Source organism: Vibrio chanodichtyis (assembly GCF_028863985.1).
Taxonomy (GTDB): domain Bacteria; phylum Pseudomonadota; class Gammaproteobacteria; order Enterobacterales; family Vibrionaceae; genus Vibrio; species Vibrio chanodichtyis.
Genome location: NZ_JARBFT010000001.1, coordinates 475,764 through 501,443, shown reverse-complemented (window position 1 = coordinate 501,443; position 25,680 = coordinate 475,764). Strand labels below are relative to the sequence as shown.

The window sequence follows — 25,680 nt, the reverse complement described above, 5'->3', positions numbered from 1 at the left end:
GCCTGCTAGGGCGCTGCTGGTGAGAAAGCCTTATAGGCGCATATGAAAAACCTCCGGCTATGCCGGAGGATGTTTTTTACGGTTCTTTCCGCACATCAACGAAATAGTGCCACGCACCCGCTCCCTTACACTCCTCACTTATCACTTATCACTTAACGATTAATCAGTTATCTCAGTTTTTAATGGAGCTTAGTATCACATTTCATTATCATGCGCCGATTATCATACGTTAAGTCTACCGACTGTAGCGTTTAGCCTCTTTTGGCTTTTCCCCTTTGGAGAACTCTGTGCATCGCTACCAACAAGAAGCCTCAAATTTAATTAAACTTGCCACACCGGTGCTGATTGCATCAGTTGCTCAAACTGGAATGGGCTTTGTCGATACTGTCATGGCAGGCGGTGTCAGTGCGCTGGATATGGCAGCGGTTTCAATTGCTGCGAGTATTTGGCTCCCCTCAATTCTGTTTGGCGTTGGACTCCTGCTGGCATTAGTCCCGGTGGTAGCACAACTGAATGGTGCTGGGCGTCAACACAAGATCCCATTTGAAGTACAGCAAGGTTTAGCCCTCGCACTACTGATTTCGATCCCGATCATCGGTGTATTATTTCAAACGCAAGTGATCATTCAATTTATGAATGTGGAACCAGCGATGGCAAGCAAAACCGTGGGTTATATGCATGCGGTCATGTTTGCGGTGCCAGCCTATTTACTATTTCAAGCGCTGCGCAGTTTTACCGATGGTATGTCACTGACCAAGCCCGCCATGGTGATTGGATTTATTGGCTTGCTGCTCAATATTCCGCTGAACTGGATTTTTGTGTACGGCAAATTTGGTGCGCCATCATTAGGTGGGGTTGGCTGTGGGGTTGCTACTGCGATTGTGTACTGGATCATGCTGTTTTTGCTGCTGTTTTATATCATGACTTCTCAACGGCTGGCGCAGGTAAAAGTCTTTGCCAGTTGGCATAAGCCACAACCCAAAGAGCTGATCCGACTATTTCGCTTAGGCTTTCCGGTCGCGGCGGCACTGTTTTTTGAGGTGACCTTATTTGCGGTGGTGGCACTGATGGTGGCTCCGTTAGGTTCAACTGTCGTGGCGGCGCACCAAGTGGCACTCAACTTCTCTTCTTTGGTCTTTATGTTCCCGATGAGTATTGGCGCAGCGGTTTCAATCCGTGTTGGGCACAAATTGGGTGAGCAAGATAGCCAAGGTGCGGCGATTGCCGCCAATGTAGGTCTGCTGACTGGCTTAGCCACTGCATGTATCACCGCGTTACTCACGGTGCTATTTCGAGAGCAGATTGCTTTGCTGTATACCGAAAACCAAGTGGTGATCACTTTAGCCATGCAACTATTATTACTCGCTGCGATTTATCAATGTATGGATGCGGTACAAGTGGTTGCGGCTGGAGCACTACGCGGTTACAAAGATATGACGGCCATTTTCTATCGCACTTTTATCGCTTACTGGGTACTGGGCTTACCTATGGGTTATATTTTGGGCATGACCGATTGGCTAACTGAACAACCATTAGGGGCTAAAGGGTTTTGGCTCGGCTTTATCATTGGCCTTTCTGCCTCAGCCTTGATGTTAGGCCAACGGCTGCGTTGGATCCAAAAACAAACGATCAATACCCCACTCGCAGTCGGCCACTAGTTCAGCAAACTTTCATCAGGCCAGCACTCACCAGTTGGCCTGATAGAGTTCAAATTCTGTCATCTCTTGCCTAACTGGGCTAGGCCGCGAAAGCAGATTTAATGGTTTTCTCTGATCCGGACAAAGCGCGCAAATCTTGGCTTGCCCTCACTCGTTACCCCGTTATAACGATAAGTCACTAAACTACCCATTTCCGGTGGCGCAGCACGCTCCTGATCACTAAATCCGCTGCCGATATAAAACTCGATTCCATCGACGCCCCGCACCAAAATCGAGCCCATTTGACCATGATATTTACCCGTGCCTAAGCGATAACCGATCACGGTAGCTTCCGCATCTTGGTATTTTTTCAGTTTGAGCAAAGTATGACTACGTCCAACGTGATAGCGAGTATCAATTTTACGCAGCATCACGCCCTCCCCCGACTGCTCAAGAATCTCATCCAGATAAGCGGTGAGATCATGCTCTGATTGGATGGGCGTCTGCGTCACATATTGAATGTAGGGCTGATTAACATCGCGGACTAATGCCACCAAATGATCGTAGCGCTGCCGATAATCGCCGGCGGTTTGTGGCAAATCAAACAGCATAAACTGAATGCGTCGCCAAGCAGCTTCCGCTGGTTGCTTATCTAAAACGGTTTGTTGTACCAATGAAAAATTGCCACGGCCCGCCCACAATTCACCTTCCAATGCATAAGGGGGGAGTGATTGGGTAAACCATTGAGGAGCCGAGATCGGTTTGCCGCTACGGGTTATCAACTGCTGGCCGGTCCAAATCGCACGAATACCATCGAGTTTTTCACTCTTCCAGTAATCTTCAAGATTGATGCCGGGTTGATAATGTTTAGCAAAGGTGAGCGGGATAGCGGAGTGCGGCTCATCGTTAGCTGCAGTGTGCTGCGCCAGCAAGATTGCCGCAGCAATGAGTGTCAGTCGAATTAGCATGGTCATCTCCTTGATGAGTAAGCTAATTCATTCTGATCAGCCGAGGAGATGGGTAACAGTTCGATCCGCTCATGCTGCGAAGCAGTTCATTAAATCCCGCTATTGAGTCGCTGGCATGTTACATATCAGCTTGCTCAAACCAGCAATTCTATACACCACCTGCCATCAATTAAAAGGTTGCAACTATCGTTTTAAACATTTGATCTAGATTGCGCTTGCCGCAAGTGAGAGAGATATTTAATCCATTGTTTCGCACTGTCGGAAGCTTGCAGAGTGTCGGCGCGCTTAGCTTGCAGTAATGCAGCCTCTAACTGATTCAACTTATACAAAGCGCGGGTTTTTGCCAACGCCACTTGTGCTTGTTGATCAGGCTCCTTGACCAGCTCAAGCTCTGTTAATGCTTGCTGATAATGCCCTTCTTGCAATAACAACTGAGCGACTTGCCAATGATATTTCGCCTCTTGTTTGGCCGCTAAGCGCCAAGTGGCGATCGCTTTATCCCACTCTTTCGCTCTCTGCCAATAGATGGCGCGTTCAGTGATTAGTTGCTGATTACTGGCGGCATCCTCTAAGCTGTCTAACACTTGCGCGGCACGTTCCGGCACTCCATGCTGAGCGTAGAGTTGGGCCAGTAAACGCAAATCTTGCTGGGTCAGTTCTACTTGCTGTAGTTTCGCCAACGCGAGTGTGCTCAATGCATGTTTAGGCTGGCCGACACGTAATTCCAAACTGACTAATTGACGCCACCACTCGCTTTTTTGCGGTTCGAGCACCAATAATCGCTTTAAACTGCGGATTGCAGGCTGCCAGCGTTCTAAATTGAGTTCGGCACCCAATTGCAGCGAAAGCGGCAACACGGCATCTTGCGGTGCATACTGGGCAGAGTGTCCTACGGCTTTGAGCACCGCGGGCCACTCTTGCAACTGGAAATGTAACTGCGCAACTCGCAGCCAAAGATCTGCGCCATTTTGCTCACTTGGAATCGCTGCGGCCAGTTGATAATAATGTTGAAGCGCTGGACGATATTGCTGCTGGCTAGTTAACAAATCCGCCAGCATTTTACGCGTGGTCCACGCTTGCTGATCTTGCAACTCATCACTTTCAACCGCCAACTTGAGTGAGCTGATCGCGGCTGGGATCTGATCATTTTGCCAATAAAACACTCCCAACATCCGCGCTACATAGGCCCGATCATAACTACGGCTGATTTCAGTTTGCTTAAGAACTTGGATCGCATCATTGATCTTATTCTGCTGTGCCAACTGATTGGCTTGCATGACTCGATTGGCCGTGTAGGGACTTAATTCAGCGGCATAACTGGCGACTGAGAAGCAAGACAGCAATAAATAACTTAAAATTCGTCGTTTCATTGGTTTAGTTTAAACTCCAGTCGAACCGTCTGGCCTAATTGGCTAACCGCTTTACCATCAACCATTTTCGGTTGATATTTCCAGTTACGCAGTGCCATCATCGCTTCGCGCTCAAAATAGCGTTGTGGGTTAGCTTCCACCACTTCGATATCTCGCGTTTTACCCAGTTCATCAATACTAAAACGCAAAATCACATAACCTTCCACTCGACGTTGTAATGCTCTGGCTGGATAGTTTGGCTCGACCCGATGCAGCGGCATCACTTGCTGATTAACCGAAAACTCACCAAATTGTGGTGCGTTGACCGCCACGCCTTGGATAGCGGTACTAAGGTTTAAATTAACCTGTGGATTGAGCGATGAGATCGCTAACGCGGCTGTTTGTTGCGCTTTCGCGGGTGCTTGAGTGGGAATTTCAGGCACTGGCGGCGGTGGTGGGACACTGCGCTGTCTGCGTTGTGCATCTTGCTCTTGCTCAACCATCACCATCGCAAAGCTCAGTGCCGCCGTCGGCTTAGCAATACTTTTTCCGCCGTGATCAACCATCCAAGCCATCAAACTAAACAGAGCCAGCGTGACAGCAAGGGCGACCGGGCTCGCCAGCAGTAAGCGTCCCATTAAGATGGCTCCGCCGCTAACGCAATACTTTTCACCCCTGCACCTTTGGCGGCATCCATCACTTTAACCACCGTGCCATTAAACGCATGCTCATCCGCTTGGATCACTAAAGAGGCTTCTGGTTGATCAAGCAGTAAATGCTCTAACGTAGCTTGCACTCGTTCAACATCCACTTGACGTTTATCAATGTAGATATCGTTGGCAGCAGTAATCGCCACAAAAATCCCCGCTTGTTTTTGGCTAACCGCGTGGGCGGCGGTTGGGCGATTGACTTCCACTCCAGATTCACGCACAAAGGAGCTGGTAACAATAAAGAAAATTAACATGATAAAGACGATGTCGAGCATCGAAGTCAGATCGATCTGTGCTTCATCTTGCTTTGACGTTCTACGCCCGAGTCTCATGATTGGCTCCTTAACGCTTGTTCTAATTTCATTTCTAATCGACGACAGGTTTTACTTAAACGAGCGTGTACAAACAGTCCGGCTAATGCCGCGACCATACCGGCCATAGTCGGTAGAGTCGCTAGCGAAATTCCCGAAGCCATTAATTTCGGATCGCTACTGCCCTGAGTGGCCATCACATCAAACACCGAGATCATTCCCGTTACCGTACCTAGCAACCCCAACATCGGGCAGATGGCCACCAACACCTTAACCAAATTAAGGTTTTGATTTAAAGCGTTATGAGCCTCACCCAACCACTGTTGACGAATCGAATGGGCAAACCAACTGTGTTGATCCGCGCGCTGTTGCCATAACCCAACCCAGTGTTGACGCTGTTTTGGAAAGGTCAGGCTCAAAAACAGCAGCCGCTCAATCACCAACAACCAACACAGCAACACCACCGCCGCTAACCACCAAAGTACGGCCCCGCCTTGTGCCATAAATTCGGCCAACGGCTGCCAGTAATCCAACAGCCAAGAGAATGCTGAATTCATCACGCCCCCTTATGCGGCCGATCCAACTTGAACTGGCGATGAAGTCACACAATCGCGTTCAGCTTGTTGTGCAACTAGACCAATACCTTGTTTTTCCAAAATATTACGAATCGCCTCAGCTTGAGCACTGAGAATATTGTGGGCCAGCAACAGCGGAATAGCCGCAATCAGACCTTCAACCGTGGTGACCAGAGCCATCGAAATCCCGCCCGCCATCACTTTCGGATCGCCATTACCAAATTGAGTGATCACTTGGAAGGTTTCAATCATGCCTGTTACTGTACCAAGCAGACCCAACATTGGCGCTAAAGCCGCCAACAGTTTGAGCATTGATAAACCGGTTTCCAGGTGATTTTGTTCATCGACAACCGCTTCTAATAGGCGTAGTTCAAGCGCTTCGACACTGCGTTGCTGCTCTTTGTTGTAAACCGCTAAGATGCGACCGAGCGGGTTATTACCAGGCTCAGCAGGATTTTTTAGCTGTGCGGTGATTTTGTGGCGCAAAGTAAGCAGTACCATGCCACGATACAGGGCAATTATCAGTCCCACGCCGAGCAAGACTAAGATTACATTACCAATGACCCCGCCAGCTTGCAGACGCTGACTTAGTGTCGGCGTAAGAGCTAATTGTTCTAACAGTAAACCGCGTGTGGGGTCAACATTCATGGTGACAACGTCACCATCAACCAATGCTTGAATACGCTGTAAAGTTGGAAAATGGCTTGGCAGTTGTTGATAGCTCACTGCTTGTTGGCGTGCATTATCCCACTTGACATAACCTTGATCGGTGATCAGTCCAAATGAGCCTAAACGCAGTGCCGCGACAGATTGTGCTTGCCCTTGCCCAGTGAGCCAATTCAACTGAGTTGGCTGAACTTGACCACTGGCTTGGATTTCCGTGCTGAGCGCTTGCCATAAACTGCGCAGTTGGGTCATTGAAGGCAAGGTTTTCGCCGCCACCACTTCCTCGATGGTTTGCTGTTCGGCACGAGTGTGAACCCCAGTCACCGATTGAGCTAACTCGCTTTGTAGCTGCTTGGCATTTTGGCGCACGACACCAAACATTTCCCCTAAGCTGCCTGTTTCAAGACGCAACGTTTCTTCCAGTCGCGCCAAGCTATTTTCGTTAGTACTAAACTGAGCCGCTAATGCATCGGCCTCTTTTTGTAAGCGACTGCGCTGTGCATTCAATTCTGCTTTAGCAGCTTGTAACTGCTGCTCGGTTTGGGTAAAGCCCGCTTCGCGCTGCTGATTATGTTGCTGCTGCTGAGTTTTGCTCTGTGTGGCTTTCTGCACTAGGTTATCATTGGCGATAGCCGAGCTGATCCCCAGCATCAATGGCAAACTCAGGGCCAGCGCCAGTCTCGTGTGTTTCAACATCATTATTTTGTCTCCGCCACAGTCAAAGAGACCGGTAAATTCAATAAGGTAGGTGCAATTTGCTGTTGTGCCAGTTGGTAGGCGGCGGTCAAATCGCGCTTGTGCGCCTCTGACAATGACTGCCACTGCTGCGCTTTGGCATTCCAGTTCCAAAACTGTTCACCATCTAAACTGCGTGCCAACAGCACTAAACGGCCTAAATACAGCACATCAACTTGTACTTGTTGCCCTGACGGTAAGGTAATGGGTGCAGAATAGGTACCGAGCTTGTTACCGTAATCCAGCTCGATTTGGTACGCCTCTAGAATGCGGCGGTATTTTTCCGCATCACTCACATCGGCACGCGGCATCAGCGCTCGTAACGTTTCAATCCGTTGTTGACGAGCGGCGAGACGGATCGGTTTATCTTGTGCAACCCAATCTTCAAGTCCCTCAATCATGTCATACATCAAAGGAACTATGCCTTGGCGGGTACGCTTAATCTCTTCGGTCTGCAGTGCCAGGCTGGTCATCTCTTGTTGCTGATTAGCCACCAGAGATTGCAAATGATCGCGATACACCTGCAAATTTTTTACTTCTTCGTTTAACTGCTCAATTTCTGCGCGCAGCACTAGGCTCTTTTCCGCACTGCGGTCAATTTTTTGCTGACTGTGCGCCGCAGCTTGATGGGTACTAGTTTGGATCGCTTGCGCCTGATCGAGCGAAGCCGCGTGCACAGGCAAGCATGCCGAGGTACAAGCGATTAAGAGACATCTTTTCATGAGTTGAGCTTAGCCGTTTAAGGAATAGTCGTAATTCTATTGAGAAGCGCTCTCATTATCAACCAAACTTGATGCATTGTTGCGGTTTATTGACAAATTAACGCTACCATCCACTCCAGTGAACTGTGCGGGTTAGTTGCAGACAAAAGCCAATTAGAGCGCTATGCTCCGGTGGTCAGTGGTGAACTGCCGGAAATGGTTCGGCTGTTTATTGATCAAATAACGCCTATTTTTCAGCAGTTGGCAGTGTTGCACCACGTCGAACTTATTGAATCGTGATTTGAGCGTGATCCTCACTAAGGAAGCATAATGCCTTCTATCATCGTCGGCCACCGTGGAGTGGCCGGTAGCTATCCAGAAAATACCCGCGTCAGTGTACAAGCTGCAATCAACCTTGGCTTATCTTGGGTTGAAGTGGATGTGCAACCGACCAAAGATAATATACTTGTGGTGTGCCACGACCATACGCTTGACCGTTGTAGCAATGGCAAAGGTCGCGTTGATGAGTACACACTTGCTGAGTTACAGCAGTTTGATTTCGGTGCTTGGTTTGATCCCGGTTTTTCAGCAGAACCTATTATGACGCTGGAAGAGCTGCTTGAGCTGGCGGCTGAGCATGATTTAGGGCTAAATATTGAAGTCAAAGTCGATAGGCATGATGTGGCCAGCGTGGTGCAAAACCTGAAAGCCCAACTTGACCAAAGCCCACTGGTTGCCGACAAAATCTTACTGTCGAGCTTTAGTCACGAGATTATTTTGCAGCTACATCAGCACTGTCCGGGCTATAGATTAGGGATATTGAGCGAGCGGTTAACGCAGCGCGATCGGCAGGTACTCAAGCAGGTAAATGCGTTTAGCTGTAACCTTAACTACCGATGGATCACCGAAAAGCATATTCGGGATCTGAAAAATGGCGGTTACCAGATCTGGTGTTACACCCTCAATCAAGTGGATAAATTTCGTTATTTGGACAAAGTGGATGCGATTTTTTCTGACTTTCCAGAGCGCTTTATCAACTAGTTTTCCCGCTGAATGAATTTCAGCAAAACGCCCATACAAATGGGCGTTTTTCATGGTTTCACTTCGGTAACTCAACCTTTTTACTCAAAAAAAGCCTTATCCACCTTAATCACCACTTTACGTACCGGCTCACCCTCGCCTTCTACCGCTATCAATGGGCGATGCGGTTGACCGGGATAAAACACAATGAAATCCCCGGCCATCAAATCGACAAATCGCTCTTCGGCCAACTGTTCACTGAATGCCAGATCGCGGCTAGCTAATTGATCATCATCCAACCCATTAAATGGAGCCAGACTGTAACCAAAACGTTCGCGACCTTGCAGCACAATTTGTACATCCAAATAACGGGCATGGCATTCACTGCGACGCTGTGCCAATGGCTGAGTGTGATCTTCCATCACCAGAAAAAAGGCGGTATCACCTTGTAGCTCATACTTACCTGTCGCGAGCGGAGTCGCTACGCGCTGTATCACTTCGCTGATCAACGTTTGCAATTTGGGTGATAGTGCAGCGCAAAATTGGCGCTGAGAGATCTGACCAATAAACATCATGTTTTCCTTATACTGAATACGATTCGAAGTTATTGATACTGCGCGCCAGCGGCAGCAACAAAGGCCATCTCAACCCTATAGGCCGGATCCGCCAATTCTGCTTTAACACAGGCACGGCTTGGCGCGCAGCCGACCGGGAACCAAGCATCCCATATTTGGTTAAGCCGTGGCAATTCAGCAAAATCGGTGACATAAATCGTGACCGAGAGAATGCGTGTGCGATCACTGTCAATTTTGGCCAATTGGCGCTCTGCCTGCGCCAAAATCTGCTCGACTTGGCCTTGCATGTCTGCCGAACTGTCACTGTCCGCCACTTCGACAAAGTGAGCAATACCATTAAAGACAGTAATATCAGACCAACGTGGGCCAGGATTAATGCGGTGTATGGTCATCAGTAATAATATTCCGTTGTTTTGGTTGATATTTTATCTAAACTTAACCCGTTTACACACTGAGTGCTAATGTCGATTCACGGGAGATCAATTGCCCCTGATAGAGTCGATGCTGCGCGGGTTGTTGCTTCTTATTGGCAATTTCAATCGCCAGAGCCATCGCCTGTTCGGTTAAATCAACGATGGGCAAACTGACACTCGATAAACTTGGGATCGCGAAAGCGGCGGCAGGTTCGTTATCAATCCCGATGATACTCATCTGAGTGGGAACCGCGATATTGTGCTCATACATAGCACGTAGCGCACCAAGCGCCATATCATCGTTACAGGCAAACACCGCGCTGATCGTCAGCTTACGCTGTAACAATTGCTGCATCGCCTGATAACCCCCAAGCAAAGTGTTATCCCCTTCTACACTCCATGCTGAATTGAGGGTTATCTGATGTTCCGCCAATGTTTGTTGATAGATTTGATGGCGAATTTTGCCCGTTTCACTGTTCAATGGCGAACTAATACAGGCAATATGACGATGGCCTAAGCGTAATAAATGCTGCATCGCTAATTGAGCAATTTGTGCTTGATCAAGCGCAAAACTGTGCAGTTGAGGATGCGTTAAATGACGATTAAGAATAACTAATGCCGGAGAGTGCTGTTGCAATTCTAGCAACTGCGCCTCACTTAAGTGACGACTGTAGAGCAAAATCGCATCGCAGCGCTGGGCAGCTAATGTTGCCACCGCTTCTGCCTCACCTTGCGCACTGTTTTTGCTGTTTACCACCAGTAATTTTTTGGCTGCTTGCTGCGCACCATGCTCTGCTGCATATAAAATCGAACCAAAATAACTGCTTTCAAACTGTGGTAACACTAAACCAATCGAGTGGCTGATATTGGTGGCAAGCGCTTGAGCTAAACTATTTGGTTGATAATCAAGCTGCTGAATGGCACTTAATACCGCTTGACGTGTTTGTGCTTTCACTTGCCCGGTATCATTAAGTACTCGCGATACCGTCGCTTTAGATACCCCCGCCAATTTACACACATCATTTATGGTTGCCATCACAATCCTTAATCATTAACGGCGACCCTAAGGTCGCCGACACTGTTTAGTTAAAGCTTTTCACCGTTACTAGCAATCACTTGTTGATACCAATAAAAGCTCTTTTTCTTAGCGCGAGCCATCGTGCCACTGCCATCGTCATGTTTATCCACATAGATAAAGCCGTAACGTTTTTTATATTCACCGGTGGTGAAAGAGACACAATCGATACAGCCCCAAGGAGTGTACCCCATCACCTCAACCCCATCATAATCTATCGCTTGTTTGAGCGCAGTAATGTGTGCAGATAAGTAGTCAATCCGGTAATCATCGTTGATCGAACCATCCGCTTCCAGCTCATCTACTGCACCAAGGCCATTTTCTACCACAAAAATCGGCTTTTGATAACGCTCGTATAACTCGGAAAGCGCATAACGCAGGCCTTGAGGGTCAATCTGCCAGCCCCAATCCGAAGCAGGAAGGTACGGATTTAAGCGGCTAGCACCAAACATTGAGGTATTTTCACTCTGTTGCACTGGCTCGGCAGACACAATGTTGCTCATGTAATAGCTGATCGCTAAATAGTCGGCACAACCTTGGCGCAGGATCTGTTCATCGCCCGCTTGCATCGCAACCTCAATCCCTTTGCGTTGCCACTCTTTGCGTAGATAGCTGGGGTAAGCACCACGCACTTGCACATCACTAAACAGGTATTTCTCACGCATCAATTCTTGAGTTAACAGTACATCTTCAGGGTGTGACGTCGCCGGATAAAGCGGCATCATATGGATCATACTGCCAATCTTAAACTCCGGATTAATCTCATGCCCCAATTTTACCACTAACGCACTAGCAACAAATTGATGATGCAGTACTTGATACAACGCCTGCTCTGGATGAGCTTGCTCGGCATACAGCATCCCTGAATTGCAATAGCCAAAGATTGGCAATGCCCAGTTCCGCTGGTTATTGATTTCATTGAAGGTGATCCAGTATTTCACTTTGTGCTGATAACGCTGCATCACTACTTGGGCAAATTTTACAAACTGATCAACCAACTCACGATTGAGCCAACTGCCATACTGCTTGACCAGATGTAATGGCATCTCAAAATGTGACAGCGTAATGACAGGTTCAATCTGGTACTTCAGCAGTTCATCAAACAAATCATCGTAAAATTGTAGGCCGGCTTCATTCGGCTCAGCCTCATCGCCATTCGGGAAAATTCGCGTCCACGCAATTGAGGTACGGAAACATTTGAAACCCATTTCTGCAAACAGGGCAATATCTTGTTTATAGTGATGATAAAAATCGACGGCTTGATGATTAGGATATAACTCATCATTCATAATTCCATCGGTGATACGACGTGGAACTTGATGTGCGCCACACGTCAAGACATCGACAATACTGACGCCTTTGCCACCTTGATCCCATCCGCCTTCAACCTGATGCGCCGCCACCGCACCACCCCACAAAAAATCCTTATTAAATATAGATTTAATCATGAAAACCTCTTTCTTATAGCATCAGACATCGATCGTTAATCGGTTCAAATTATCAGCACTATATCGCAAAAAAACACAAAATGTAACCGGTTTCTGTAACCGGTTTCTGTAATAAATGATAGAAATATGAACAAGATCAATATCGCCTATCACAACTATCGACAATTCTAATTAGTGTTACCGTAAAATAACGTCTAGACTCAAAACGTTAACCAAAGGTTGGTATTTATTCGAATACCCTTCCATTTTACTTTTCGAATCAAACATTCAATAACGCTAAGCAAGGAGCAATAGAATGGATAACCATAAAACGGGTTCAAGCGGTCAATGTCCGGTGATGCATGGCGGCTTAACTTCGGCCAATCAGTCTAATATGGATTGGTGGCCACAAGCGCTCAACTTAGACATTCTTCACCAACACGATAGTAAAACCAATCCACTCGGAGCAGAGTTTAATTACCGTGAAGCACTGAAAACACTGGATGTCACCGCTCTAAAAAACGATCTCAAAGCTTTAATGACCAATAGCCAAGATTGGTGGCCAGCCGACTGGGGACATTATGGTGGCTTAATGATCCGTATGGCTTGGCACTCTGCTGGTACTTACCGTATTGCTGATGGTCGCGGTGGTGCAGGTACTGGTAACCAGCGTTTTGCACCACTCAATTCATGGCCTGATAACGCCAACTTAGATAAAGCACGTCGCTTGCTGTGGCCGATTAAACAGAAATATGGCAATAAAATCAGTTGGGCTGACCTGATGATCCTAGCCGGTAATATGGCTTATGAATCAATGGGGCTAAAAACCTTTGGTTTTGCTTTTGGCCGTGAAGATATTTGGCATCCAGAAAAAGATATTTACTGGGGTTCGGAAACCGAGTGGTTAGCCAAATCTGGTGGTGAAAATAGCCGTTACTCAGGCCAACGTGACTTAGAAAATCCGCTCGCGGCAGTGATGATGGGCTTAATCTACGTTAACCCAGAAGGGGTTGACGGTAATCCAGATCCACTCAAAACTGCGCAAGATATGCGCGTCACTTTTGCTCGTATGGCGATGAATGATGAAGAAACGGTTGCTTTGACTGCCGGTGGCCATACAGTGGGTAAAGCACATGGTAATGGTAAAGCGTCGAACCTAGGGCCCGATCCAGAAGCGGCCGATCTGCATGAGCAAGGTCTAGGTTGGAACAACCATACTAGCCGTGGTGTCGGTCGGAATACGGTCACCAGTGGTATTGAAGGCGCATGGACCACTCACCCAACCCAATGGGATAATGGCTTTTTCCATTTACTGTTGAGCTACGAATGGCAATTAACTAAGAGCCCAGCTGGTGCATGGCAGTGGGAGCCGATCAACATCAAAGAGCAAGATAAACCAGTTGATGTGGAAGATCCGAGCATTCGCCATAATCCAATGATGACCGATGCGGATATGGCTCTGAAAATGGATCCTGAATATCGCAAGATTAGCGAGCGCTTCCATAAGGATCCCGCTTACTTCTCTGACGTATTTGCCCGCGCGTGGTTTAAGCTGACTCACCGTGATATGGGGCCGAAAGCGCGTTACTTTGGTCCGGATGTGCCAGCTGAAGAGCTGATTTGGCAAGATCCCGTCCCTGCAGGTCGTAAAGATTATGATGTGCATGCCGTGAAAGCCCAAATTGCGGCTAGTGGTCTTAGCATCAGTGAAATGGTCAGTACCGCATGGGATAGCGCACGAACTTTCCGCGGTTCAGATAAACGCGGTGGCGCTAACGGTGCACGTATTCGCCTTTCACCACAAAAAGATTGGCAAGGTAATGAGCCTGTACGTCTAAACAAGGTGCTGAATGTACTGGAAAAAATTGCGGCACAATTTTCTATCAGTGTTGCCGATACGATTGTGTTGGCGGGTAACGTTGGGGTAGAACAAGCGGCTAAAGCGGCAGGTGTTAACATCAGCGTACCGTTTGCGCCAGGACGTGGTGATGCTACCCTCGCCCAAACCGATGTCGCCTCATTTGAAGTACTTGAGCCATTGGCAGATGGTTTCCGTAACTGGCAAAAACAACATTATGTGGTCAAACCGGAAGAGATGTTGCTCGATAGAGCACAATTGATGCGTCTCACCGCGCCAGAAATGACCGTGTTGATTGGTGGGATGCGCGTGCTTGGCACCAACTACGCGGGCAGCCTGCATGGCGTATTTACCGATCGCATCGGTACCTTGAGCAACGATTTCTTCGTTAACCTCACCGACATGCAATACACTTGGAAACCAACCGGTCGTAACTCTTACGATATTGTGGAACGAAAAAGTGGTAAAACTAAGTGGACCGCAACACGGGTTGACTTAGTGTTTGGTTCTAACTCGATCCTGCGAGCTTATGCAGAAATGTACGCTCAGGATGATCATCAAGAAAAATTTGTTAAAGACTTTGTCGCCGCTTGGAGCAAAGTAATGAATGCAGATCGCTTCGATCTCGTCTAACGATTTATCTTGATTGACTTAGCCTTGCGCAATACTGCGCAAGGCTATTCTTTAGCTAACTACCCTAACCTTACTTAATTGCTCTCTTATCCCACTACGCAAACTTACTGCGAAAGGCAAAATAAACCGCGCCTACTAGACAGAGTCCTGCCCATAAATAATCGAGTTTTAATGGCTCACGTAAATAGAACACTGAAAATGGGACAAACACCATCAAGGTGATCACTTCTTGCAAAATTTTTAGCTGGCCAACATTCAAAGCCGTATAACCAATTCGATTAGCTGGAACTTGCAGCAGGTATTCAAACAATGCGATGCCCCAACTCACCAGCGCCGCAATAATCCAAGGTTTGTTATTTAACTCTTTAAGATGCGCGTACCACGCAAAAGTCATAAAGACATTGCTGCACACCAGCAACCCAACACTGATCACTAAAGGATTCATGGCTTATTCTGTCCTATTTGGATAATTGATGAAAATCACTGCGTGGTCATCGACCAACCACAAGGTTATGGCGCTTTAGCTGGACGTTGGTCGGAGGCGGATAATTCGATACATGTAGCACACAACCAGCAGATTGATCAGTAGTGTGGTAAAACTCAACCACCCCGGTTCAGCCAACAGCGCATAGATTTCAAACGGTAGATAGATTGCCCCACTGAGCAAAGCAAACCACTCTGTCCACAATAGGCTATGCCACAGGCCATAAGCTTCAATCAAACGGATCATGCCATAAGCTAAAGCGCCAACGACCACCCAATTCAAATTTAAATGTGCAATAAGCCCAGCATCATGCATGACTTTTTCCGGCCAATAACTGGCTGGATTTAAATGTAAATGGATTAACAGCTTTGGCAGCAGTTGCTGCAGACTCTCCACTGCAAAATGATGCAATCCTAACCCTACACCAATAGAAATTAACCCTTTGCTAAATTCTAAAATGGCAACGCCTTTTAAACCTCGGTGTTTTGTCTGCATAGCCCTTTTACCATCGTCGTTTTCACCATACTCGTTGCACGAGTCTATTTCACTAACTGGTAGGTGATCATATAAAGCTGGTTGATATTGGGATAAATCTGTTCAATTAACGATTTCAGTTTAGGTAATTCAATCGCTTCCTGTTCGGCATGAAATTGATTGATATCATCAAATTTCAATGGCTCAACCGCAATGATCTCGATATCGCATACTTTACGATCGGTTTCTAGGGTAAACACTTCAACCCGGCTACCCGGTACGTAATGACTTTCCGCATAATCACGGATGGTAATGGTCTTTTGACCAGAAGCCACTAGCGGGGTCAAAAATTCAAAAAAGGTGATTTTGGTTGGAATTGAGCTTTGATACGCCATTACATTCTCTCAATACTATAAGAAAGTTAGAATTGGCGTTTATGACTGAACATCAGCTATACGTCAAGATAGAATGATCATGACTAAGAGAAAAATTGGGTTATCTCCTTAGTGAGAGAGACAACCAAACATAAAATTCAGAACTGTATCAGGCAAACATGACTGATTGAATCATGCTGCATACTAAGACTTAGCATACTATATTCGTACTATTTTTCACCACCTAATAGCTTTAACGTTTTGGATTGACCATACAATTCTGCAAATTCTTGGAGCGAAAGTCCCGCTTTATTACGTATATCTTCCGAGCATTCTGAGTTATACAACATTCGAGCAATTTGGATCTCACCTTTCAGCAAGGCCCCCATCAATGCCGTATTGCCCCTTTTATCTTGTAAACAAACATTTGCACCAGAATCTAGCAATAACTCGACGGTTGGCATTTGGCCTTGGTATACAGCAACCATTAATGCTGTATAGCTCTCGGAGTTCCTTTGATTAACGGGAAATCCCGCATCAAGAAACTCTTCCACCACCTCATTATTGCCTGTTCTTGCCGCGGCAAAAAATAACTGAATCAAAGTTTGATACTGCTCTTCAATAATAATGGATGTATCATCGGCAAAGCTAAAACATGAAATAAATAATCCTATCAAAATAAATTTTTGCCGCCATTGCATTTATTTTCTCCATAACTGATGAAAATGCCCCACAAGAGCCCTGTTTTTCGGGCAGAAAAGAGCAGACTTATCTCTTGTGGAGCAAAATTTATAGTTGTGATATAACTTTGCTACATTAAGCTTGCTGCTTTTTTCATTACTTGCTGTAAATCGCTATCCGTCGCTCTGGCTAAACGAGAACCGTAGTCTTTGTCTGCATTATAGAAATGACTCACCATAATAATTTTAATGTCATTATCATTAACTTTATTTAAATCTCCAGCCAGATTAGCGATCAAATCTTGCTTGTCTGTTTCACTCAAGCTACGATATAAAACTCCTGCTTGGTAAAAATCACGTGGATTACTAATCCCTTTCTGTTGCACAGTTCCGATTAATTTAGTTTGTACCGCTCGGCTATCATTTGCTTGAGCTAGCGGTAGTTTACGACTTGGTTCATAGTTAATATCTGAGTTGGTTTGAGAATTATTACTTGCTCCATCTTGATTGTGATTATTAACATTTACTAGTGGTCGATTAATCGGCAATTGAGATAAATTAGCCCCCAAGCGATATAATTGTGTATCTGCATAAGCAAATAAACGACCTTGTAATAAACGATCTTCCGAAGGTTCAATACCAGGAATTAAGTTTGATGGCGCTAATGCTGATTGCTCTGTTTCCAGGAAAAAATTATCTGGCACTCTATTTAAAATCATCGTCCCAACTTTTTTCTCTGGCACTCCTAACCAATCTTTAGTTGCATCTAACCCATTGTAATCCAATTTACTCAATTGCTCTGGAGTCAATACTTTCACGTAGAGATCCCATTTAGGATAATTACCTGCATTAATCTGAGTATAAAGATCGTTTGTTAAATGATTGAAATCTTGTCCTTGCACTCTAACTACATCATCTGGACGTAAGTTTTCAATCCCCTGCTGACTCTTCCATTGGAATTTTACATAATTAACATCACCTTTTTTATTGATCCATTTGTAAGCATGTACGCCAAAACCATCCATCGTTCGATAACTTGTCGGTGTACCTGAATTGCTGTAAACCCAAGTAAGCATATGGGTTGATCCAGGTTCATGGCTGAAGAAATCAAAAAATCGATTTGGATCTTGAACATTAGTGACCGGTGATGGTTTTAATGAATGGACCATGTCTGGGAACTTAATTGAATCACGAATAAAAAATACAGGTAAGTTGTTGCCAACTAAATCCCAGTTCCCCTGCTCTGTATAAAATTTAGTAGCAAAACCACGTGGATCACGCAAAGTTTCCGGAGAGCCTGTTGCATGAATAACGGTAGAAAAACGGACAAATACAGGAGTAACTTTACCTTTGCTAGTAAAAGGCGCAGAAATAGTTAGATCGCTAAAGTCATTTTCAGCAATAAATTCACCATGAGCACCAGTTCCCCTAGCATGCACTACACGCTCAGGTATACGTTCTCTTGCAAAGCGTTGTAATTTTTGAATCAAGTGTACATCTTGCAATAAAACACTACCATTTTCACCTGCGGTAATGGAGTTTTGATTATCACCAACTGGTGCACCATTATCTTGAGTCAGGATAGTCTGTGCCTGTACTGACATGGTGACTAATCCAATTGATATAATTAAAAAGCTTTTTGATATTTGCATGGTTGATCTCCAATGCTACCTAGCATTCTGACCGATAAAGCGGAGAATGTATAAATCAAAAGCTCTTTTCTGCCCAGAAAAAATATACCGTGAAACCTTAAAATAATTTAATGGAAAATAACGATAACACTAATAGAAAAAAACGATTAGAAACAGTCCAATCTAACGCAGGCTGTTTGAATTTACCGAACAATGAACATCTAAACTTACTAAAACTAAACTATGCTTTTATTTTTGATAGGATTCACCCATTTATACTATTAAAACCTAAACCACTAGACCGGCAATCAACTCAAACAACTAGAAGGTGTAAAACCATTTCATTAAACATATAGTGTTAATAAAATTGTCATAACAAACCACTATCTTTTGACACATCTAATACTTAAGTACCAATCAGCAACTATGCAAGTCGAACTCGATGATATCTTGCACCACCAACGTATTACACCGCTATTTCAGCCAATAGTCGATGTAGTACACCATCAGATTTTCGGTTATGAATCTTTGAGTCGAGGGCCACAACACAGTTCACTGTATGGTGCTGGACCACTGTTTGCAGCCGCTACCCAACATCAGCGTTTAGCAGAGCTTGAGCAACTCTGTGTGCAAAAAGCGCTGGCGGCATGGTCAACCTTTGAGCTTGAGGCGCAGTTATTCATCAATCTCAGTCCCAATATGTTGTTGGATACACAGCAAGAGCAATGGCAACTGTCGCAGTTAATGCAACGCCATCATTTATCGCCTCATCAGATCGTGTTTGAAATTTCCGAACGAACTCCGGTAGTGCAATTCAGCGCGCTGAAACAATCAATTCAGCATCTGCAAGCACAGGGATTTTCCATTGCACTCGATGATATGGGTTCTGGTTATTCAGGACTTAAACTTTGGTCTGAGTTGCAACCTGATTTTATCAAAATCGATCGCTACTTTATCCATAACATAGACACGAACCCAATCAAATTAAAGTTTGTACATAGCTTGGTTACGCTGGCACAACAGCTAGAGTGTCAACTAGTTGCTGAAGGTGTGGAAACTTATTCAGAGTTACAAGCCTGTATGGATGTGGGAGTTGAATTAATACAAGGTTTTTTCTTTGCACAACCACAAGCGATTCCACTCTCAATATCTCAGCAGCAACTTGCTTGCAAAATCGCGCCGAATGTTAACCATCATGCACCAAGCGTTGAACAGCCTCCTTTGCGTCAGCTTGCTCAAGGGTTTCGTTAAGCTTATGGAAACCGTTAACCGTTGGAAAATAGCGCTGCGCTCGATAAAGGGAGAATTGATCATCATCGGTATGATCATGGTCAGCATCGTGTTGATTAATACGCCCAAACTATTGTTTGAAGATAAGATCCGCACCTATGAAAAAGAGCAATTACTGCTGACTGTGGCTTTGCAACAAGCTCGGATTGATTACGCAAGCCTGATGTTAGAACATCTACAACTCAACGCCCCCACCGCCAGCCAGCAAGAGTTTATCGAACAATATCATGGCAATTTGTGTGTGATCGGCGCGACTGTCGCAGCAAAATGTCCACCCAGTATTATTAATGCCGTGCACAATGCTGCCTCAAATATGGAATTACCACCCGAGTCCAAGGTCAAAGTCGCTTTTGCAGAAGGCTCAACCCTATTTTTTAAACCCTATCACCAACAGATCCAAGTCTTGTGGTTTAACCATGCTTCATTTTGGCCGGCACCACAAAACAATATCAGCTTAGTCTTGGTTAGGGGCAATCGAGTCCAATTTCTTGATAACCCGATTACTCACTATAAACCTCTGCTCAACTACACCATTTTGAGTCATCGTAATAATTACGGTACGATTCAATTTGAAAATACCGAGATGAGCTTCTTACGTTGGAATATTAATAATCACCAACTGATCAGCGTATTTAGCGATAATGTTAGCCTATTCCATCTAATTTATTGGGTAATGTCTTTCTGCTTAACCATATTATTAGTATTAGCTTGGGTATTAACACGAATTAATTTGCAAAAATTAACGGCTCAGCGACGCGTTTATCTGGATAACTTAACTCGGCTACATAACCGCCATTATCTGAGTAAAATTAGTCACAAGTTTATTGAAGACCCACGCTCAGTGGCCGCGATGATTGATATTGATCACTTCAAAAAAATTAACGATAAATACGGCCATATCACTGGCGATCGGATCTTACAATCCGTCGCGGTCTGCCTACGTAAAAATGTCCGCGACACAGATGTGATCATTCGCTTTGGTGGCGAAGAGTTTTTAGTACTGTTTCAAGCCTCTTCCGTTAATGAAGCTTGGCACACCTTAGATAGGTTACGCCAACGAGTGAAAGACGATCACCAACTGTACGACACCAGTATTTCCATCGGCTTTAGCGCCATCAACGGTAGCTTATCCGCCGCCATTGCGCGCGCCGATAGCGCGCTTTATCAAGCCAAACAAGCTGGGCGTAACCAAGTCATTCATGCTCAGGAGCATGTCGCCGATTCAGCGAATGACTATTCGGTATCCTGCTAAACCCAAAGCTCGACCTCATCCAACATGAGAATTAAGAATTAAACGCATAATCATCAAGCTGAATCGTCGGCGCGCGCAACGCATTTAACGCGCCCAAGAAAGCCAAAATAGCAGCTACCGCAAAACCAATCTGAAAAGCCTGCAAAACTTCCTGTGCTGGCAAAGCCGCAATGGCTTGTAAATCACTGTGTGGCGACAACGCTGGCAGCAATGAATAAATCAATGTGCCGAAAAATGCGGTCCCAACCGATGCACCCAACGAACGGCTGAGTGATGCCATCGCGGTAATGCGTCCCAAATTAGCTTTACCCGCCAAGGTTTGGATCAATACTTGCGTTGAGGGCATCACCGTGCCTAATCCTAAGCCGCATAAGGCGGCGATCACACTCACAACGGGAGCCGACAAGGTAAACAATGCCAGTATCGCAAACGCAGCACTGCTTAAACTCATCCCAAACACGGGCAGAAATTTCGGGATCCCTGTTTTGGCAATCACTTTACCGGTAATGTAAGCCCCGACAATAATGCCACATGACAGTGGAATGAGCAGTAACCCCGATTGCGCCGCGTTCACACCTAAACCTAATTGCAAAAAAATCGGTAAAAAGAAGATCAACGCAAACAAGCAGGCTGCGAAAATAAAGGTTGAAAGCAGAGGAATATGAATTTCGCGGCGCGCTAACAAATGAAGTGGCAGAAATGATGCAGGAACGCGTTGTTGCTGCCACACCAACAGCAAGGCGGTGCCAGCAAATAGCCCAATTAATGTCAGACTGGTGCTCGATAGCCACGCAAAATAGTGTCCACCGGCCGAAAGCCAGTAGATGATCAACGTCATCATGCTAGGAAACAGGATCAACCCAAAGATATCAATGGACGCGGCAGATTTCGGTGAGCTTTGCTGCAATGGAAACCGCGCTAAGCGATACAAAGCGAAAGCGACTAACGGTAGATTAAACCAAAACAGCCATTGCCAAGAAAGATAAGTGACGATCCCACCACCTAGCACCGGCCCACCAATACTGGCAATCGCAAACAAAGAAGAAAAATAGCCTTGAAAACGAGCCCGCTCACGGGGAGGTACTAATTCACCAATCAGTGCTTGCGACAAGCTCATCAAACCACCACTGCCGAGCCCCTGTACAATGCGTCCCGCCACCAACCATTGCATACTGGCGGCAAAGGCACAGATCACCGAACCTAAAGCGAAAATAACCAGCGCAATCATCAACATCGGCTTACGGCCATACTGATCACCTAACCAGCCATAAATCGGTACACTTGCAGCACTAGCCAGCATGTAGCCAATCACAATCCAAGACGAGAGCTGTAGATTGCCAAGCTCGCCGACGATAGTCGGTGTCGCAGTCGCCAGTAGAGTTTGATCCACTGCAGCCAAAAACATTGGCAAAAACACCGTAAAAAAAATACCTAGAAAGGTTTTTCTATCCACTGGCTGTGACATACATTCTCCATTTAAGTCCTAATTCTGGCTCGTGATCGCATCTCAAAATAAGCAACAAATCATCACCCTATCCATTTCGCGTCACAGCTTACTCTTTAACTTTGCGCAACTAAACTAAAAAACACAACCAACCTAACGCTTTTCTGGCCTAGCACTAATTTGAGGTTAGAGCGATAATCCCGGCTTTCACGAGTGTAAGCCTCGAAGATAATCAACAGAAGTAGAATCACAGCAATGGCAAGTACATCGTCAGCGGTCATTATTGGACTGCATAACCCAAAAAGCCCAACCAATGTTGGCGCAGTCATGCGTGCGGCGGGCTGTTATAACGCGACTCAGGTGCGTTATAACGGTACTCGTTATAACCGCGCGGCAAAGTTTCAAACCGATACCCAGAATATCCATCAGCGAATTGAATTAGTCGAGATGGACTCGCTCACCGCAGGGCTTGATCACAAGGTAGAAATCGTATGTGTGGAATTGGTGGTTGGGGCGACTGCGCTACCGGATTTTGTTCACCCAGCGCAAGCGCTCTATCTTTTTGGCCCAGAGGATGGTTCATTACCGCAAGAGCTGGTCGATCAAGCCCAGCATGTGGTTTACGTGCCGACACACGGTTGTATGAACCTCGCCGCCACCGTTAATGTCGTGCTGTATGACCGTTTAGCGAAAACCTTAGGCCCGATAGATGATCAGCAGCAAGTGCTCGCCAATCGCGATAACAAAAATCGCTTAAAAGTAAAATCTGGCATATAAACCTTGCCGATAAAAAGTAGAGGGATAAATAGCAAAAGGGCCGTTAGGCCCTTTTAGTATGGAGATAGCATGCCTCTCGTCACTCAATTTTGGCTTGAGAGGTGAAGTACTGCTCATCGGTCACTTTTTCTTTCCAGATAACATTGTTACCCGCAGCTGAAGCGGTCACCACGAGGTGGGTCATCGCCGCATCTGGAGTGGCACCATGCCAATGATCAATCTCTGGTGGACACCAAACGCTCTCGCCGCGGTGAAAGTGAATGATTTTGCCATCGCGAGTTCCGGTTAATGCTTCACCTTGGGTAACAATCATATGCTGACCCGCCGGATGGCTGTGCCAAGCGGTTCTTGCCCCCGCTTGAAAGGTGACATAGGCAGCACTGTACTTAGCGACATCATTTTCTGGAAACAACATCTGTACGTTAACACGACCGGTAAAGAGATTTTCCGCTCCGTCAAATGAGGGTAAATCTGCGGCGCGATAAACCTGCTGACCACTGGCCGCGTCATCTGCGGCTTCAACCGAATGCAGCGCAACACTTCCGGCGACACTGGCGGCGAGTAACATCAGTGATGTGTTATTTTTCATAAGCTTAACTCCTAATAAAATGGCATAATGCCAATCCACCCACCTTGGATTACGGTTGGCTATGCAGAACTTGATCCAGTACTTGCTGAGCATTGGCAGCAATCGATGCGCCGCACTCATGGTGTAAAATTTGAATAAATTGCTTAAGTTCAGCCACCGAGATCTGATTATGCAGACTGATGTTGTAATGCGCGGCTAATTGGCTGTTTACACCACTGATGTTGGCTAACATGGCAATCGTCGCCAATTCACGCTGACGCCAGCTCAGCACATCGCGCGCAAAAATGTCACCAAATAAATGAGCTTTGAGGTATTGATCAATTTGCGGGGCAAAATCAAACAGTGCTCCAGTCACTGGCATGCCGACTAATTGCGTTTGATTGGCGGTTCCCAGTTGCAAAGCGGTTTTGTCGCTGGGTAACGGAGAGGACGATGCGCCCTGCACATCGTCAATCCCTTGCTGTTTACGCTCTTCTAGCACACCCATCAACGCAGCCAAACCATTCAAACTGCGCGGAAAGCCTGCATAAGCATACAATTGAACGAGTATCTCTTTTAGCTGATTGACGGTTAATCCAGCATCCAAGCCACGGTTAAGACTCACTTTTAAGCGCTCAATATCACCACTGGCAGCAAAAGCCGCGACCGGAATAATCGCGCGATCGGGCTGGCTTAATATTTCAGAGGCCAAACTGATCTTGGCACTGCCAAGTGCCGCCATGACCAATATCCCTATTGAAAACGGTTTTAAATAAGCCTTTAAGTTCAACATTCGAATTACCTTCGCTCAGTGAATAATATTTAAATTGGATCCATTGATTTACTTTACTCTGAACGTTGGCTATTTCGTTTGCCTATAATTTTCTATTTATTGCCTATTACTCCACGATAAGCGTTGATTCACACTGACTACGACTCTATGCATGGGATTGTGTTTTATAGGGTGAAAAATTACACTGGTTCATCCTTTACGTCACATATGGAGTGGTGATGACCGGTTCCGTTTCCATGGATCAAGCTCTTGCAACGTTTGCTCAACACATCAAAAAATGGACTCATAACACTCATCAATTTGAGAGTGCCATTCCAGGGGTACATTTGACCCACTGGAGAACACCCACCTCGCCAACCAGTTACACACATAAATCGAGTATTTGTTTGATTGCACAAGGCAAAAAGCGGGTATTACTCGGCGAAGAGAGTTTTGTATATGATGCAAACCACTTTTTGATCTCTTCCGTCGATTTGCCAATTATTGCCAATATTATCGAAGCCAGTGCCGAGCAACCTTACCTTGGTCTGATAATGGAGCTCGACTTGACTGAGCTTGCTCAATTGATCACCGATAGCCAGTTGGCATGGAATCCCCACCAAGCGGCGCAGAAAGGGATCGCGGTGGGGGAACTTTCCGAGCCATTATTAAACGCTTTTATTCGTTTGCTGGAATTACAAGAGGATCCGGCGAGTATTACGATCCTCGCCCCCGTGATTAAGCGTGAGATTTTCTACCGTTTGCTGGCCTCTGAACAAGGCGCGCGTTTACAGCAAATTGTGACGGCGGGTAGCCACAGCCATCAAATTGCTAAAGCGATCGATTGGTTAAAAAATAATTTTGTACAACCACTGAGTGTCAGCGAGTTAGCTTCCTCTACAGGAATGAGTAAATCGGCGTTTTATACCCATTTTCGTAACATGACCTCAATGACACCGCTGCAATTTCAAAAAAAGCTGCGCTTGAGTGAGGCGCGTCGCTTAATGCTGACGGAAAATCTGGATGCGTTGGCGACCACCTTTCGGGTCGGTTATGAAAGCCCATCGCAATTTAGCCGCGAATACAGCCGCCTGTTTGGTGCACCACCATTGAAAGATATTAAAGCGCTACGCGAAACGGATCTGGCTTAGTGATCTCGGCGTAATGACAGTCAAATCATGCCAGTTGACGCCAAGTGATGAAGATGCCATCGAACAAGGGAACAGAATAAGGAAATAGAAGAAGGGAATGGCCAAAATAGCGACGGCGAACAGACGCTAT

The 25,680-nt window shown here is 46.0% G+C and carries 26 protein-coding genes and 1 pseudogene; 8 read left to right on the top strand and 19 right to left on the bottom strand.

Annotated features, from left to right (window positions below; all coding sequences use genetic code 11):
* Nucleotides 1-287: 287 nt before the first annotated feature.
* A complete protein-coding gene (locus PUN32_RS02120) occupies nt 288-1,658 on the top strand; it encodes an MATE family efflux transporter (RefSeq protein WP_274721545.1) in 1,371 nt (456 codons plus the stop codon).
* Between the two features lie 98 nt (nt 1,659-1,756).
* Here the strand turns inward: PUN32_RS02120 and PUN32_RS02115 are convergent, their stop codons facing one another.
* From PUN32_RS02115 to PUN32_RS02085, 7 genes are all read right to left on the bottom strand, one after another.
* On the bottom strand, nt 1,757-2,605 hold the full coding sequence (locus PUN32_RS02115; RefSeq protein ID WP_274721544.1) for a DNA ligase: 849 nt from the start codon (nt 2,603-2,605) through the stop codon (nt 1,757-1,759).
* 191 nt (nt 2,606-2,796) lie between these two features.
* Nucleotides 2,797-3,975, bottom strand: coding sequence for a tetratricopeptide repeat protein (locus PUN32_RS02110; protein WP_274721543.1), 1,179 nt, complete (start codon nt 3,973-3,975; stop codon nt 2,797-2,799).
* Nucleotides 3,972-4,592 (bottom strand): energy transducer TonB, encoded by a 621-nt coding sequence (locus PUN32_RS02105; protein ID WP_274721542.1) that lies wholly within the window; start codon nt 4,590-4,592, stop codon nt 3,972-3,974. The genes PUN32_RS02110 and PUN32_RS02105 overlap by 4 nt, the downstream gene beginning before the upstream one ends.
* Nucleotides 4,592-4,996 carry an ExbD/TolR family protein gene (locus PUN32_RS02100; protein WP_274721541.1) on the bottom strand — a complete coding sequence of 135 codons (405 nt, stop codon included), beginning with the start codon at nt 4,994-4,996 and terminating at the stop codon, nt 4,592-4,594. Before PUN32_RS02100 ends, PUN32_RS02105 begins: the two co-directional genes overlap by 1 nt.
* Nucleotides 4,993-5,532, bottom strand: coding sequence for a MotA/TolQ/ExbB proton channel family protein (locus PUN32_RS02095; RefSeq protein ID WP_274721540.1), 540 nt, complete (start codon nt 5,530-5,532; stop codon nt 4,993-4,995). The genes PUN32_RS02100 and PUN32_RS02095 overlap by 4 nt, the downstream gene beginning before the upstream one ends.
* Before the next feature lie 9 nt (nt 5,533-5,541).
* On the bottom strand, nt 5,542-6,915 hold the full coding sequence (locus PUN32_RS02090; RefSeq protein WP_274721539.1) for a MotA/TolQ/ExbB proton channel family protein: 1,374 nt from the start codon (nt 6,913-6,915) through the stop codon (nt 5,542-5,544).
* A complete protein-coding gene (locus tag PUN32_RS02085; RefSeq protein WP_274721538.1) occupies nt 6,915-7,673 on the bottom strand; it encodes a DUF3450 domain-containing protein in 759 nt (252 codons plus the stop codon). Before PUN32_RS02085 ends, PUN32_RS02090 begins: the two co-directional genes overlap by 1 nt.
* Nucleotides 7,674-7,775: 102 nt before the next feature.
* Between PUN32_RS02085 and PUN32_RS02080 the strand changes: the two are divergent.
* Both PUN32_RS02080 and PUN32_RS02075 read left to right on the top strand, forming a co-directional pair.
* Nucleotides 7,776-7,952 (top strand): annotated as a pseudogene (locus tag PUN32_RS02080) (DeoR/GlpR family DNA-binding transcription regulator); the annotation flags it as partial.
* 30 nt (nt 7,953-7,982) lie between these two features.
* Nucleotides 7,983-8,693 (top strand): glycerophosphoryl diester phosphodiesterase, encoded by a 711-nt coding sequence (locus PUN32_RS02075; RefSeq protein ID WP_274721537.1) that lies wholly within the window; start codon nt 7,983-7,985, stop codon nt 8,691-8,693.
* Between the two features lie 80 nt (nt 8,694-8,773).
* Here PUN32_RS02075 and PUN32_RS02070 read toward each other — a convergent pair whose 3' ends face one another.
* From PUN32_RS02070 to PUN32_RS02055, 4 genes are read right to left on the bottom strand one after another with little or no spacing between them, the layout of a single operon-like run.
* Complete coding sequence (locus PUN32_RS02070; protein WP_274721561.1) at nt 8,774-9,244, bottom strand: YhcH/YjgK/YiaL family protein; 471 nt, start codon at nt 9,242-9,244, stop codon at nt 8,774-8,776.
* A 32-nt stretch (nt 9,245-9,276) separates the two neighbouring features.
* Nucleotides 9,277-9,639, bottom strand: coding sequence for a RidA family protein (locus PUN32_RS02065; RefSeq protein ID WP_274721536.1), 363 nt, complete (start codon nt 9,637-9,639; stop codon nt 9,277-9,279).
* A gap of 52 nt (nt 9,640-9,691) precedes the next feature.
* Complete coding sequence (locus PUN32_RS02060; protein WP_274721535.1) at nt 9,692-10,696, bottom strand: LacI family DNA-binding transcriptional regulator; 1,005 nt, start codon at nt 10,694-10,696, stop codon at nt 9,692-9,694.
* A gap of 50 nt (nt 10,697-10,746) precedes the next feature.
* On the bottom strand, nt 10,747-12,183 hold the full coding sequence (locus PUN32_RS02055) for a 6-phospho-beta-glucosidase (protein WP_274721534.1): 1,437 nt from the start codon (nt 12,181-12,183) through the stop codon (nt 10,747-10,749).
* 295 nt (nt 12,184-12,478) lie between these two features.
* Here PUN32_RS02055 and katG point away from each other — a divergent pair, with 295 nt between their 5' ends.
* The gene (gene katG, locus PUN32_RS02050) at nt 12,479-14,653 is read left to right on the top strand and encodes a catalase/peroxidase HPI (RefSeq protein ID WP_274721533.1); all 2,175 of its coding nucleotides are present in this window, start codon (nt 12,479-12,481) and stop codon (nt 14,651-14,653) included.
* Between the two features lie 94 nt (nt 14,654-14,747).
* Here katG and PUN32_RS02045 read toward each other — a convergent pair whose 3' ends face one another.
* From PUN32_RS02045 to PUN32_RS02025, 5 genes are all read right to left on the bottom strand, one after another.
* A complete protein-coding gene (locus tag PUN32_RS02045) occupies nt 14,748-15,098 on the bottom strand; it encodes a DMT family protein (RefSeq protein ID WP_274721532.1) in 351 nt (116 codons plus the stop codon).
* A gap of 75 nt (nt 15,099-15,173) precedes the next feature.
* Nucleotides 15,174-15,632 carry a DUF2127 domain-containing protein gene (locus PUN32_RS02040; RefSeq protein ID WP_274721531.1) on the bottom strand — a complete coding sequence of 153 codons (459 nt, stop codon included), beginning with the start codon at nt 15,630-15,632 and terminating at the stop codon, nt 15,174-15,176.
* A gap of 44 nt (nt 15,633-15,676) precedes the next feature.
* Nucleotides 15,677-16,006 carry a N(4)-acetylcytidine aminohydrolase gene (gene yqfB / locus PUN32_RS02035; protein WP_274721530.1) on the bottom strand — a complete coding sequence of 110 codons (330 nt, stop codon included), beginning with the start codon at nt 16,004-16,006 and terminating at the stop codon, nt 15,677-15,679.
* A gap of 209 nt (nt 16,007-16,215) precedes the next feature.
* Nucleotides 16,216-16,686 (bottom strand): ankyrin repeat domain-containing protein, encoded by a 471-nt coding sequence (locus tag PUN32_RS02030; protein WP_274721529.1) that lies wholly within the window; start codon nt 16,684-16,686, stop codon nt 16,216-16,218.
* A gap of 110 nt (nt 16,687-16,796) precedes the next feature.
* Nucleotides 16,797-18,317, bottom strand: coding sequence for a catalase (locus tag PUN32_RS02025; protein WP_274721528.1), 1,521 nt, complete (start codon nt 18,315-18,317; stop codon nt 16,797-16,799).
* Between the two features lie 405 nt (nt 18,318-18,722).
* Here PUN32_RS02025 and PUN32_RS02020 point away from each other — a divergent pair, with 405 nt between their 5' ends.
* Together PUN32_RS02020 and PUN32_RS02015 are read left to right on the top strand one after the other, a co-directional pair.
* Nucleotides 18,723-19,547, top strand: coding sequence for an EAL domain-containing protein (locus PUN32_RS02020; protein ID WP_319946296.1), 825 nt, complete (start codon nt 18,723-18,725; stop codon nt 19,545-19,547).
* Nucleotides 19,548-19,617: 70 nt separating this feature from the next.
* The gene (locus PUN32_RS02015) at nt 19,618-20,838 is read left to right on the top strand and encodes a GGDEF domain-containing protein (protein ID WP_274721560.1); all 1,221 of its coding nucleotides are present in this window, start codon (nt 19,618-19,620) and stop codon (nt 20,836-20,838) included.
* Nucleotides 20,839-20,869: 31 nt separating this feature from the next.
* On the opposite strand, the gene PUN32_RS02010 is transcribed toward PUN32_RS02015, so the two are convergent.
* The gene (locus PUN32_RS02010; protein WP_274721527.1) at nt 20,870-22,303 is read right to left on the bottom strand and encodes an MDR family MFS transporter; all 1,434 of its coding nucleotides are present in this window, start codon (nt 22,301-22,303) and stop codon (nt 20,870-20,872) included.
* A gap of 234 nt (nt 22,304-22,537) precedes the next feature.
* Here PUN32_RS02010 and PUN32_RS02005 point away from each other — a divergent pair, with 234 nt between their 5' ends.
* Nucleotides 22,538-23,059: an RNA methyltransferase gene (locus PUN32_RS02005; RefSeq protein WP_274721526.1), complete on the top strand. Its 522-nt coding sequence runs from the start codon at nt 22,538-22,540 to the stop codon at nt 23,057-23,059.
* 79 nt (nt 23,060-23,138) lie between these two features.
* On the opposite strand, the gene PUN32_RS02000 is transcribed toward PUN32_RS02005, so the two are convergent.
* Together PUN32_RS02000 and PUN32_RS01995 are read right to left on the bottom strand one after the other, a co-directional pair.
* The gene (locus PUN32_RS02000; protein WP_274721525.1) at nt 23,139-23,648 is read right to left on the bottom strand and encodes a (R)-mandelonitrile lyase; all 510 of its coding nucleotides are present in this window, start codon (nt 23,646-23,648) and stop codon (nt 23,139-23,141) included.
* A gap of 49 nt (nt 23,649-23,697) precedes the next feature.
* The gene (locus PUN32_RS01995; protein WP_406707933.1) at nt 23,698-24,420 is read right to left on the bottom strand and encodes a carboxymuconolactone decarboxylase family protein; all 723 of its coding nucleotides are present in this window, start codon (nt 24,418-24,420) and stop codon (nt 23,698-23,700) included.
* Between the two features lie 218 nt (nt 24,421-24,638).
* On the opposite strand from PUN32_RS01995, the gene PUN32_RS01990 reads away from it, so the two are divergent.
* The gene (locus PUN32_RS01990) at nt 24,639-25,550 is read left to right on the top strand and encodes an AraC family transcriptional regulator (protein WP_274721524.1); all 912 of its coding nucleotides are present in this window, start codon (nt 24,639-24,641) and stop codon (nt 25,548-25,550) included.
* The last annotated feature ends 130 nt before the right edge of the window (nt 25,551-25,680 follow it).

Excerpts from the sequence above, each read along its gene's own strand:
- PUN32_RS02025 (WP_274721528.1), bottom strand. The coding sequence starts at position 18,317 with ATGCAAATATCAAAAAGCTTTTTAATTATATCAATTGGATTAGTCACC.
- PUN32_RS02115 (WP_274721544.1), bottom strand. The coding sequence starts at position 2,605 with ATGCTAATTCGACTGACACTCATTGCTGCGGCAATCTTGCTGGCGCAG.
- PUN32_RS02075 (WP_274721537.1), top strand. The coding sequence starts at position 7,983 with ATGCCTTCTATCATCGTCGGCCACCGTGGAGTGGCCGGTAGCTATCCA.
- PUN32_RS02060 (WP_274721535.1), bottom strand. The coding sequence starts at position 10,696 with ATGGCAACCATAAATGATGTGTGTAAATTGGCGGGGGTATCTAAAGCG.
- yqfB (WP_274721530.1), bottom strand. The coding sequence starts at position 16,006 with ATGGCGTATCAAAGCTCAATTCCAACCAAAATCACCTTTTTTGAATTT.
- PUN32_RS02045 (WP_274721532.1), bottom strand. The coding sequence starts at position 15,098 with ATGAATCCTTTAGTGATCAGTGTTGGGTTGCTGGTGTGCAGCAATGTC.
- PUN32_RS02090 (WP_274721539.1), bottom strand. The coding sequence starts at position 6,915 with ATGATGTTGAAACACACGAGACTGGCGCTGGCCCTGAGTTTGCCATTG.
- PUN32_RS02105 (WP_274721542.1), bottom strand. The coding sequence starts at position 4,592 with ATGGGACGCTTACTGCTGGCGAGCCCGGTCGCCCTTGCTGTCACGCTG.
- PUN32_RS02055 (WP_274721534.1), bottom strand. The coding sequence starts at position 12,183 with ATGATTAAATCTATATTTAATAAGGATTTTTTGTGGGGTGGTGCGGTG.
- PUN32_RS02100 (WP_274721541.1), bottom strand. The coding sequence starts at position 4,996 with ATGAGACTCGGGCGTAGAACGTCAAAGCAAGATGAAGCACAGATCGAT.
- PUN32_RS02005 (WP_274721526.1), top strand. The coding sequence starts at position 22,538 with ATGGCAAGTACATCGTCAGCGGTCATTATTGGACTGCATAACCCAAAA.
- PUN32_RS01995 (WP_406707933.1), bottom strand. The coding sequence starts at position 24,420 with ATGTTGAACTTAAAGGCTTATTTAAAACCGTTTTCAATAGGGATATTG.
- PUN32_RS02015 (WP_274721560.1), top strand. The coding sequence starts at position 19,618 with ATGATCATGGTCAGCATCGTGTTGATTAATACGCCCAAACTATTGTTT.
- PUN32_RS02000 (WP_274721525.1), bottom strand. The coding sequence starts at position 23,648 with ATGAAAAATAACACATCACTGATGTTACTCGCCGCCAGTGTCGCCGGA.
- PUN32_RS02110 (WP_274721543.1), bottom strand. The coding sequence starts at position 3,975 with ATGAAACGACGAATTTTAAGTTATTTATTGCTGTCTTGCTTCTCAGTC.
- PUN32_RS02020 (WP_319946296.1), top strand. The coding sequence starts at position 18,723 with ATGCAAGTCGAACTCGATGATATCTTGCACCACCAACGTATTACACCG.
- PUN32_RS02065 (WP_274721536.1), bottom strand. The coding sequence starts at position 9,639 with ATGACCATACACCGCATTAATCCTGGCCCACGTTGGTCTGATATTACT.
- katG (WP_274721533.1), top strand. The coding sequence starts at position 12,479 with ATGGATAACCATAAAACGGGTTCAAGCGGTCAATGTCCGGTGATGCAT.
- PUN32_RS02095 (WP_274721540.1), bottom strand. The coding sequence starts at position 5,532 with ATGAATTCAGCATTCTCTTGGCTGTTGGATTACTGGCAGCCGTTGGCC.
- PUN32_RS02085 (WP_274721538.1), bottom strand. The coding sequence starts at position 7,673 with ATGAAAAGATGTCTCTTAATCGCTTGTACCTCGGCATGCTTGCCTGTG.
- PUN32_RS02030 (WP_274721529.1), bottom strand. The coding sequence starts at position 16,686 with ATGCAATGGCGGCAAAAATTTATTTTGATAGGATTATTTATTTCATGT.
- PUN32_RS02040 (WP_274721531.1), bottom strand. The coding sequence starts at position 15,632 with ATGCAGACAAAACACCGAGGTTTAAAAGGCGTTGCCATTTTAGAATTT.
- PUN32_RS01990 (WP_274721524.1), top strand. The coding sequence starts at position 24,639 with ATGACCGGTTCCGTTTCCATGGATCAAGCTCTTGCAACGTTTGCTCAA.
- PUN32_RS02010 (WP_274721527.1), bottom strand. The coding sequence starts at position 22,303 with ATGTCACAGCCAGTGGATAGAAAAACCTTTCTAGGTATTTTTTTTACG.
- PUN32_RS02070 (WP_274721561.1), bottom strand. The coding sequence starts at position 9,244 with ATGTTTATTGGTCAGATCTCTCAGCGCCAATTTTGCGCTGCACTATCA.